We start from the raw sequence: 10,253 nt of genomic DNA, 5'->3' as shown, positions 1-10,253 counted from the left end.
GAGGAAGTACATCGGGACGAGGATGACCTCGAAGAAGACGTAGAACAGGAAGACGTCGGTGGCGAGGAAGAGGTAGAGCGCGCAGGTCTGCACCGCCAGCACGAGGGCGTAGAAGACCTTGCTGTCGTAGCGCGCCGGCTCGCCGACCGGCCGTGCGGGAGCGTCGGCCGCGCCGCCCTCGGTGACGGCGACGCGGTCGTAGTCGCCCCAGGTCGCCAGCACGACGACCGGGGTGACGATCGAGACGAGCAGCACGAGGGTCGCGCCGATGCCGTCGAGCCCGAGCGCGTAGTGCGCCCCGAGCGGGCGGATCCAGACCGCGTCCTCGCCGAGCTGCAGGCCGCCGCCGGCGCGCAGCCCGACGGTGAGCACGACGGCGAGGACCACGGTGACCAGGGAGGTCGCGAGCGCGACGACCTTGGCGGTGGCGCTGCGACCGAGCAGGACGACGACCGCACCGATCGTCGGCAGCAGGGCCAGGACGGTGAGCCAGGGGACTCCGGAGGTGGTGTTCATGTCGCGTCCTTCCTCAGCCCAGCCGGCCGAGCAGGATGATGGCGCCGACCACGGCCGCGCCGGCGGTCATGGTGAGCGCGTACGAGCGGACGAAGCCGTTCTGCACCCGACGGAGGCGGCTCGAGAAGTTGCTGATCACGGCGCCCGTCCCGTTGGCGACGCCGTCGACCACGCCGGCGTCGAACCGGGCGACGTCCTGCGTCATCCGGATGCCCGGCCGCATGAACACCGCCTCGTTGAAGGCGTCCCCGTACAGGTCCCGACGGCCGGCCCGCACGAAGGGCGAGCGGGTGGCCGGCTGGACGTCGGCGATGGTCTTCCGCGGGCCGAAGAAGAGGAAGCTCACCGCGATGCCGGCCAGCACGACGAGCATCGTCACGGCTCCGATCGCCGTGAAGTGGATCAGGCCCTCGGTCTCGGCCTCGCCCTGCACCGCCGGGTTGAGCCACTCGGCGATCCAGCCGTTGAGGAGCACACCGCCGAGGACCGACGCGGCCCCGAGCACGATCAGCGGGATGGTCATCACCAGAGGGGACTCGTGCGGGTGCACGCCCTCGCGCCAGCGCTTGTCGCCGGCGAAGGTCATGAGCATCAGCCGCGTCATGTAGAACGCGGTGACCCCGGCGCCGATCAACGCGCAGGTGCCGGCGACCGGGCTGGCGTGGAACGCCGCCTCGATGATGTGGTCCTTGGAGTAGAAGCCGGCGAAGAACGGGAAGCCGATGATCGCCAGGTAGCCGGCGGCGAAGGTCACGAAGGTGATCGGCAGCGCCCGGGCCAGGGCGCCGTAGTGGCGCATGTCGACGTCGTCGTCCATCGCGTGCATGACCGAGCCGGCCCCCAGGAACATGTTGGCCTTGAAGAAGCCGTGGGTCAGCAGGTGGAAGATCGCGAAGGCGTACCCGGCCGGGCCGATGCCGGCGGCCAGCATCATGTAGCCGATCTGGCTCATCGTGGAGCCGGCCAGGACCTTCTTGATGTCGTCCTTCGCGCAGCCGATCCACGCGCCGAAGAGCAGCGTCACGGTGCCGACGATCACGACCACCTCGCTCGCGGCGGGGGCGTGGATGAAGATCGCGTGGCTGCGGACGACCAGGTAGACGCCGGCGGTGACCATCGTCGCGGCGTGGATGAGGGCCGAGACCGGGGTCGGGCCCTCCATGGCGTCGAGCAGCCAGGACTGCAGCGGCACCTGCGCCGACTTGCCGCAGGCCCCCAGCAGGAGGAGCAGGCCGAGGGTGGTGGCCAGCGGCACGCTGAGCTCGTTCACCCCGGCGTTCACGTCGACGAAGGCCGACGAGCCGAAGGCCGCGAGCATCAGCATCACGGCGAGGGACATGCCGAGGTCGCCGACGCGGTTGACCACGAACGCCTTCTTGGCCGCCGTCGCCGCGCTCGGCCGCTCCTGCCAGAAGCCGATGAGGAGGTAGGACGCGAGGCCCACGCCCTCCCACCCGACGAACAGCACGAGGTAGTTGTCGGCCAGGACGAGCAGCAGCATCGAGGCGACGAAGAGGTTCAGGAAGCCGAAGAACCGGCGCCGGCGCGGGTCGTGCGCCATGTAGCCGATCGAGTAGACGTGGATCAGGCTGCCGACGCCCGTGATCAGCAGCACGAAGACGATCGACAGCTGGTCGAGCTGGAGCCCGACCCGGATGTTCCAGTCGCCCGAGGTGATCCAGTCGTAGAGCGGGACGCTCACCGAGCGCTGCGCCTCGTCACGCCCGAGCAGCGAGGCGAAGTAGACGACGCCCAGCACGAAGGAGACGATCGGCGCGAGCGTGCCGAGGTAGTGGCCCCAGCGGTCGCCGGCCCGGCCGACCAGCAGCAGGACCGCGGCGCTCGCGGCGGGCACGGCGATGAGCAGCCAGGCCAGGGTGAAGAGGCCCGTCCCCAGGACGGGCGTCACTGATTCCATGTCTTCCTCGACTCAGAACTTCAGCAGGTTGGCGTCGTCGATGGAGGCCGACCGCCGGGTCCGGAAGATCGTGACGATGATCGCCAGCCCCACCACGACCTCGGCGGCGGCCACCACCATGACGAAGAAGGCGGCGATCTGCCCGTCCAACGCGCCGGTCTTGTGCGAGAAGGCGACCAGGGCCAGGTTCGAGGCGTTGAGCATCAGCTCCACGCACATGAACGCGACGATCGCGTTGCGCCGCGTCATGAAGCCGATCGTCCCGATCGCGAACAGCACCGCGGACAGGACGATGTAGTGGTCGGTCATGCCGTCCCTCCGTCGGGCTCGGCCCCGGGGCCGGGGGTGTCGCCGTGGTGCTTCCGGTCCTCCGGGGGCAGCAGGTCGGCCCGCCGGGTCAGCGCCGCGCCGGGCTTCGTCACCTGCGGCAGCTCGCCGTCGGCCTGGAGCTCGGCGATCGTGCGCTGGATCGGGCGTACGAGGTCGCGCCGGTCCGGCTGGCCGCTGCGGTTGCGCAGCGTGGCCGAGACCGAGAGCTCGCTGAGGGTGCCGTCGGGCAGCAGGGCCGGGGTGTCGACCGCGTTGTGCCGGGCGTACACGCCGGGCGTGGGCAGCGGGCCCGGGTGCTGCCCGGTCTCCGCGTAGCGCTTCATGCGCTCCCCCACCAGGTCGCCCTGGGTCTTGCGCTTGGTCAGACGCTCGCGGTGCGCGAGCACCATCGCACCGACCGCGGCGGTGATCAGCAGCGCCGACGTGGCCTCGAAGGCGATCACGTACTTGGTGAAGATCAGGTTCGCGAGGCCCTGGACGTTGCCGCCGTACGCCTGGTTGTCGGCGACGAGGCCGATGTCGGGACCGACGACCGCCCGGCCCACCGCGAGCACGAGCAGGAGGCCGAAGCCCACGCCGGCCAGGATGGCCAGCGGCCGCTGCCCGCGGATGGTCTCCACCAGCGAGTCGGCCGCGTCGACGCCGACGAGCATCAGCACGAAGAGGAACAGCATGAGGATCGCGCCGGTGTAGACGATGATCTGCACGGCGAAGAGGAACGGGGCGTCCAGCGCGGCGTACTGCACCGCGAGCGAGATCATCACCGCCGCCAGGCACAGCGCGGAGTGGACCGGCTTGCGGGCCAGGATCATCCCGAGCGCGCCCAGGATCATCACCGGCGCCAGCAGCCAGAAGGCGATCTGCGCGCCCATCAGAAGATGCCCCCGTTGCTGGTGTTCGGCTGGACGGAGCTGGTCCGGTCCTGCGGGTTCGGACGACCGCCCTGGTGCTTGCGCCGGTTCTCGTAGCCGGCGTTGACCGGTTCCGGGACGAAGCCGCTGATGTCGCCCGCGCGGTCGTCCGGCGTGCCCATGGCGGGCAGGCCGAGGAAGTAGACCTGCTCGTCGTCGCCGAGGCGCCGCGGGTGCGGCGGCTGCTCCATGCCCGGCAGCAGCGGGCCGAGGAGGTCGTCCTTGTCGTAGATCAGCGCGGAGCGACTGTCGTCGGCCAGCTCGAACTCGTTGGTCATCGTCAGGGCCCGGGTGGGGCACGCCTCGATGCACAGCCCGCAGAGGATGCAGCGCAGGTAGTTGATCTGGTAGACGCGGCCGTAGCGCTCGCCCGGGGAGAAGCGCTCCTCCTCGGTGTTCTGCGCGCCCTCGACGTAGATCGCGTCCGCGGGGCAGGCCCACGCGCACAGCTCGCAGCCGACGCACTTCTCGAGCCCGTCGGGCCAGCGGTTCAGCTGGTGACGCCCGTGGAACCGTGGGGCGGTCACCTTGGGCTTGTTCGGGTACTCCTCGGTGAACGTCTTGCGGAACATGGTCTTGAACGTGACGCCGAACCCCGCCACGGGGTCGAAGAGGCCCATCAGGACCGCCCTTCCTCTTCTGCTCGGGAGCCTTGCGGCTCGTCCGCCGGGGGCGCACCCGCACCGGTCGGCCCGGACGGGACGAGCTGCGCCAGCTCGGGCAGCACCTCGTCACCCTGCGGCGGGACGGGGAAGCCGCCGGCGAACGCGTCGAACTCCTCCGGCGCCTCCGGGGCCTCCTTCTCCTCGCCCTTGCTGAAGAACGTCGCCACCAGCAGCACCGCGACGACGACCCCGAGGCCGCCGAGCAGGAAGGTGCGGTTCACGCGCAGCGCCGCGATCAGGACGATCCAGACCAGCGAGACCGGGATGAGCCACTTCCACCCGAACCGCATGAACTGGTCGTAGCGCAGCCGCGGCAGGGTGCCGCGCAGCCAGACGAAGACGAACAGCAGCACGAGCATCTTGATCAGGAACCACACGATGCCGAGGTAGCCGGCGTCCGCGCCCGGGATCAGGTTGAACGGGAAGATCGCGTGCCAGCCGCCGAGGAACAGCGTCGTGGCCAGGGCCGAGACCGTGATCATGTTCATGTACTCGGCCATGAAGAACATGGCGAAGCGCATCGAGGAGTACTCGGTGTGGAAGCCGCCGACCAGCTCGCCCTCGGCCTCGGGGAGGTCGAAGGGGGCGCGGTTCGTCTCGCCGACCATCGAGATCAGGTAGATCGCGAAGGACGGCAGCAGCTGCAGGCAGAACCAGATCGGGTACTCGTGGCCGAAGAGCGACACCCGCGGCACCGCCTGCGCGGCGACGATCTCCGAGGTCGACAGCGAGCCGGCGTAGAGGAACACCCCGACCAGCGCGAGGCCCATCGCGACCTCGTAGCTGATCACCTGGGCGCTCGAGCGCAGCGAGCCGAGCAGCGCGTACGTGGAGCCGGAGGACCAGCCCGCCAGCACGATCCCGTAGACGCCGATCGAGGCCAGCGCCACGATGAAGAGCACCGAGACCGGGAGGTCCGTGACCTGCAGCGGCGTCCGGATGTCGGTGAAGGGGACGCGGACCTCGCCGGCGATCGGGATCACCGAGATCGCCACGACGGCGGGGATGGCCGAGACGAACGGCGCCAGCGTGAAGACGACCTTCTCGGCGGCCTTCGGGGTGAAGTCCTCCTTGAACATCAGCTTCATGCCGTCGGCCAGAGACTGCAGCGAGCCGAAGGGGCCGTTCATCGTCGGGCCCTTGCGGTGCTGCATCAGGCCGACGACCTTGCGCTCGTACACGATCGTGAAGAGCGTCAGCACCATCAGCAGGACGAAGGCGAAGAGCGCCTTGATCAGCACGACCCACCAGAGGTCGTTGAAGAAGGGCGTGAGGTCGAGCGGGGTCATGCGGTGGCCTCTGCTTCCTGCGTCGGCGTGTCCGGGGCCTGCCGTCGGGGCCTGCTCTCGACCCCGACCTGCACGAGGTCACCGGGCAGGAGAGCGAGGTTCTCCGAGACCGCGAGCCCGGCGGACCGGGCCGGCACCCAGACGACCCCGTCGACCATCCCGGGCTCCACGACCAGCGGCAGCGTGAGGTCGCCGCGGTCGTTCGTCAGGACGGCGTCGATCCCGGTCGTCCCGTCGGGCCCGGGGCGCACACCGAGCGACGTCGCCGTGCGCGGGCTGACCCGAGCCACCGGCGGGCGCGCGGTGGCGGCCAGGTAGGGCTCGCCGGCCAGCGCGCGGCTGTCGTCGAGGTGCAGGCGCCAGGTGGCCAGGACGAGCTGGTCGCCGTGACCCGTGGCGGCCGCGCCGGCGCCGAAGGCGGGCACCGGGGCCGGGCTGCCGTCCCACGGTCCGAGCTCGTCGAGCTCCGCGAGCGCGGCGGCCGGGCTCCGGAACCCCAGCGGCCTGCCCATCGCGTCGGCGAGGGCGGCGAGCACGCGCAGGTCGGACATCGCGTTGGGGGCGTCGAGCACGACCGGGAACGGCCGTCGACGGCCCTCCCAGTCCACGAAGGTCCCGGACCGCTCGGCCATCAGCGAGACGGGCAGCACCACGTCGGCCCGCTCGGTGACGAGCGAGGCCCGCGTCTCCAGGCTGACGACGAAGCCGACGCGCTCGAGCCCGTCGACCGCGGCGGCCGGGTCGGCCAGGTCGTTCGGGTCGACCCCGCCGACGACGAGCGCGGCGAGCGCGCCCTGCGCGGCGCCGACGAGCATCTCGTCCCCGTCGCCGCCCTCGGCGCGCGGCAGGGACCCGATCCCCCAGGTGGAGGCGACGTCGACGCGGGCCGAGGGGTCGGCGACCGGACGGCCGCCGGGCAGCAGGGTGGGCAGGCAGCCCGCCTCGACCGCGCCCCGGTCACCCGCGCGGCGCGGCACCCAGGCGAGCCTGGCGCCGGTGCGCTCCGCGAGCCGCAGGACGGCGCTCAGGGTGCCCGAGAGGGCGGCGGCGCGCTCGCCGACGAGGATCACCGAACCCGAGTCCAGCGGCACGCCCGTCGCGGAGGACCAGCCGTCCAGCCACGCCGCCTCGGCACCGGGCACGGTCGGCACGAGCGTCGAGCCCGCCTTCGCCGCACCGCGGGTGAGGTAGGGCGCGAGGGTCGCCGAGACGAGGCCGCGCCTGCGCCACGCCTTGCGCAGGCGCAGGAAGATCGCGCCGGCCTCCTCCTCGGGCTCGAGGCTGACCAGCAGCACCGACGAGGCGGTCTCGAGGTCGCCGTACGTGACGCCGCGGCCCGAGCCGGCGACGACGGCGGCCAGGAAGTCGGCCTCCTCCGCGCTGTGCGGGCGGGACCGGAAGTCGATCGTGTTCGTGCCGAGGACGCCGCGCGCGAACTTGCTGTAGGCGTACGCGTCCTCGAGCGTCAGCCGGCCGCCGGTCAGCACGCCGATCCGGTGCCCGTGTGACCCGGCACCGGCGGCGAGGAGCCCGTCGACCGCGGCGTCGAGCGCCTCGGGCCACGAGGCGGGCCGCAGCACGCCGTCCTCACGGACCAGCGGCCTCGTGAGCCGGTCGTCGCCCCGCCCGTACGCGAAGGCGAAGCGGTCCTTGTCGGTGATCCACTCCTCGTTGACCTCGGGGTCGTCCCCGGCCAGGCGGCGCATGACGCGGCCGCGGCGGTGGTCGACGCGGATCGCGGAGCCGCACGCGTCGTGCTCGCCGACGGACGGCGTGGAGACGAGGTCGAACGGGCGCGAGCGGAACCGGTACTCGGCGCTGGTGAGGGCGCCGACCGGGCAGATCTGGATGGTGTTGCCGGAGAAGTAGGACTGGAACGGCTCGCGCTCGTAGATGCCGACCTGCTGCAGCGCGCCGCGCTCGATCAGCGAGATGAACGGGTCGCCCGCCACCTGCTCGGAGAAGCGGGTGCAGCGCGCGCAGAGGACGCAGCGCTCGCGGTCGAGCAGCACGTTCGGCGAGATCGCGACGGGCTTGGGGTAGGTCCGCTTCACGTCGGTGAAGCGGCTCTCGCCGTAGCCGTTCGACATCGACTGGTTCTGCAGCGGGCACTCGCCGCCCTTGTCGCAGATCGGGCAGTCGAGCGGGTGGTTGACGAGCAGGAACTCCATGTTCCCGTGCTGCGCCTTGTCGGCCACCGGCGACGTCACCTGGGTCTTGACGACCATGCCCGCCGCGACCTCGAGGGTGCAGGAGGCCTGCGGCTTGGGGATCCCGCGGCCGTTCCCGGCGTCCGGCACCTCGACGAGGCACTGGCGGCAGGCGCCGACCGGGTCGAGCAGCGGGTGGTCGCAGAAGCGCGGGATGGCCACGCCGATGAGCTCGGCGGCGCGGATCACGAGCGTGCCCTTGGGCACCGACACCTCGACGTCGTCGATGGTCAGCGTGACGAGGTCCTCGCGCTGGGCGAGCTCTCCCCCGCCCCCGGAACCGGTCGTGGGCTTGGCGGTGACGGTCACGCCTGCGCTCCTGCCGGCTCGCGGACGAAGGTGGTGCTGGCCTCGTACGGGAAGAGCTCCCAGGCCGGGGTGTGCATGCCGGCCTCGAACTCGGGACGGAAGAACTTGATCGCCGAGCTGATCGGCGAGGTCGCGCCGTCGCCGAGGGCGCAGAAGGAGCGGCCGAGGATGTTCTCGCAGAGGTCGAGCAGCTTCTCGATGTCGCCCTCCTCGCCGTGGCCCGCCTCGAGGCGGTGCAGGATCTGGACGAGCCACCAGGTGCCCTCGCGGCACGGCGTGCACTTGCCGCAGGACTCGTGCTTGTAGAACTCGGTCCAGCGCAGCACCACGCGGACGACCGAGGTCGTCTCGTCGAAGCACTGCAGCGCCTTGGTGCCGAGCATCGACTTCTGCGCCGCCACGCCCTCGTAGTCGAGGGGCACGTCGAGGTGCTCGGGCGTCAGCATCGGCGTCGAGGACCCGCCGGGCGTCCAGAACTTCAGCTCGTGGCCCGCGCGGATCCCCCCGGCGAGGTCGAGCAGCTCGCGCAGCGTGATGCCGAGCGGCGCCTCGAACTGCCCGGCGTTGGTGACGTGGCCCGAGAGCGAGTAGATCGTCATGCCCTTGGACTTCTCGGTGCCCATCGAGGAGAACCAGGCCGCGCCGTTGCGGATGATGCTCGGCACCGACGCGATCGACTCGACGTTGTTGATCACGGTCGGGCTCGCGTACAGGCCGGCGACCGCGGGGAAGGGCGGGCGCAGCCGCGGCTGGCCCCGGCGGCCCTCGAGCGAGTCGAGCAGCGCCGTCTCCTCGCCGCAGATGTAGGCACCGGCCCCGGCGTGCACGATGATCTCGAGGTCGTAGCCGGTGCCCAGCACGTTGGTGCCGCAGTAGCCCGCCGAGTACGCCTCGCGCACCGCCTGCTGCAGGCGGCGGACGACGTGCAGGACCTCGCCGCGGACGTAGATGAAGGCGGTGTTCGCGCGGATCGCGTACGCGGAGATGATCACGCCCTCGACCAGGGTGTGGGGCGAGGCCATCATCAGCGGGATGTCCTTGCAGGTGCCCGGCTCGGACTCGTCGGCGTTGACCACGAGGTACTTGGGCTTGGGGTTGTCCTGCGGGATGAAGGACCACTTCATGCCGGTCGGGAAGCCCGCGCCGCCGCGGCCGCGCAGGCCCGAGTCCTTGACCACCGAGACGACATCGGCGGGTTCCATGGTGAGCGCGGTGCGCAGCGCCTCGTAGCCTCCGCGGCGCTCGTAGTTGCCGATCTTCCAGGCGCGGTCGTCGCCCCAGTTCGCCGTCAGGACGGGGGTCAGCACGTCGGTCACCGGGTCTCCTCGGTCTCGTCGCTGGTCGGGAGGTTCGCGGGGTCGGGTGCGCTCCAGCCGCGTTCGGCGGCGATGCGCAGGCCCAGCCGCGACGTCGGGCCGGAGGTGGGTCCCTCGTCGGCACGGCCGTCGGGGAAGCCGGCGAGCACCCGCTCGGCCTGCTGCCAGGTCACGACGCGCGCCCCGCGGGTCGGGGTGACCTCCTCGCCGGCGCGCAGGGCGTCGACGACCTCGCAGGCGCGCTGCGGGGTGGTGCCGTCGAAGAACTCCCAGTTGACCATCATCACCGGGGCCATGTCGCAGGCCGCGTTGCACTCGAGGTGCTCGAGCGTGACCATCCCGTCCTCGGTGGTCTCGTCGTTGCCGATCCCGAGGTGGCTCTGCAGCCGGGAGTAGACCTCGTCGCCGCCGAGCACCGCGCACAGGGCGGTCGTGCAGACCCCGACGTGGTACTTCCCGACCGGCTTGCGCTTGTACATCGTGTAGAAGGTCGCGACGCCGGACACGTCCGCGGTCGACAGCCCGAGGATCTCGGCGCACGCCTCGATCCCGGCCGGGGTCACCCGCCCCTCGACGCTCTGCACGAGGTGCAGCATCGGCAGCAGCGCCGACCGCGCCTGCGGGTAGCGCGCGGCGATCTGCGCGAGCTCCGCGCGCACGCCGTCGTCGATGAGGGTCTGCGTGACCTCGTAGTCGAGGCTCGGCTCGTCGAAGTAGCTCTTCATCTCGCCGTGGCCCATCGGCTCCTCGGTGTTCCCACCGACGTGCCGACCGGCGGCGCCCGGCCGC

At 71.4% G+C, this 10,253-nt stretch carries 8 protein-coding genes and 1 pseudogene; all 9 read right to left on the bottom strand.

The genetic code is table 11. The features are described from left to right. Positions 1-516 (bottom strand): annotated as a pseudogene (locus tag ABD665_RS21600) (NADH-quinone oxidoreductase subunit M); the annotation flags it as partial. A gap of 13 nt (positions 517-529) precedes the next feature. Then, positions 530-2,434: an NADH-quinone oxidoreductase subunit L gene (gene nuoL / locus ABD665_RS21595; protein WP_204911006.1), complete on the bottom strand. Its 1,905-nt coding sequence runs from the start codon at positions 2,432-2,434 to the stop codon at positions 530-532. Positions 2,435-2,446: 12 nt separating this feature from the next. Beyond that, the gene (nuoK, locus tag ABD665_RS21590) at positions 2,447-2,743 is read right to left on the bottom strand and encodes an NADH-quinone oxidoreductase subunit NuoK (protein ID WP_204911005.1); all 297 of its coding nucleotides are present in this window, start codon (positions 2,741-2,743) and stop codon (positions 2,447-2,449) included. Then, positions 2,740-3,636: an NADH-quinone oxidoreductase subunit J gene (locus ABD665_RS21585; RefSeq protein ID WP_204911004.1), complete on the bottom strand. Its 897-nt coding sequence runs from the start codon at positions 3,634-3,636 to the stop codon at positions 2,740-2,742. Before ABD665_RS21585 ends, nuoK begins: the two co-directional genes overlap by 4 nt. Further along, positions 3,636-4,295, bottom strand: coding sequence for an NADH-quinone oxidoreductase subunit NuoI (gene nuoI / locus ABD665_RS21580; protein ID WP_204911003.1), 660 nt, complete (start codon positions 4,293-4,295; stop codon positions 3,636-3,638). Before nuoI ends, ABD665_RS21585 begins: the two co-directional genes overlap by 1 nt. Further along, positions 4,295-5,629 carry an NADH-quinone oxidoreductase subunit NuoH gene (gene nuoH, locus ABD665_RS21575; protein WP_204911002.1) on the bottom strand — a complete coding sequence of 445 codons (1,335 nt, stop codon included), beginning with the start codon at positions 5,627-5,629 and terminating at the stop codon, positions 4,295-4,297. Before nuoH ends, nuoI begins: the two co-directional genes overlap by 1 nt. After that, positions 5,626-8,148, bottom strand: coding sequence for an NADH-quinone oxidoreductase subunit G (locus ABD665_RS21570; RefSeq protein ID WP_204911001.1), 2,523 nt, complete (start codon positions 8,146-8,148; stop codon positions 5,626-5,628). Before ABD665_RS21570 ends, nuoH begins: the two co-directional genes overlap by 4 nt. Further along, positions 8,145-9,464: an NADH-quinone oxidoreductase subunit NuoF gene (gene nuoF, locus ABD665_RS21565; protein WP_204911000.1), complete on the bottom strand. Its 1,320-nt coding sequence runs from the start codon at positions 9,462-9,464 to the stop codon at positions 8,145-8,147. The genes ABD665_RS21570 and nuoF overlap by 4 nt, the downstream gene beginning before the upstream one ends. Then, positions 9,461-10,204 carry an NADH-quinone oxidoreductase subunit NuoE gene (nuoE, locus tag ABD665_RS21560; RefSeq protein ID WP_204913782.1) on the bottom strand — a complete coding sequence of 248 codons (744 nt, stop codon included), beginning with the start codon at positions 10,202-10,204 and terminating at the stop codon, positions 9,461-9,463. The genes nuoF and nuoE overlap by 4 nt, the downstream gene beginning before the upstream one ends. Between the last annotated feature and the right edge of the window lie 49 nt (positions 10,205-10,253).

This window comes from Microlunatus spumicola (assembly GCF_039536445.1).
Lineage (GTDB): Bacteria > Actinomycetota > Actinomycetes > Propionibacteriales > Propionibacteriaceae > Microlunatus > Microlunatus spumicola.
The sequence above is the reverse complement of the archived record's forward strand: the minus strand, read 5'-3'. Positions and strand labels throughout refer to the sequence as shown.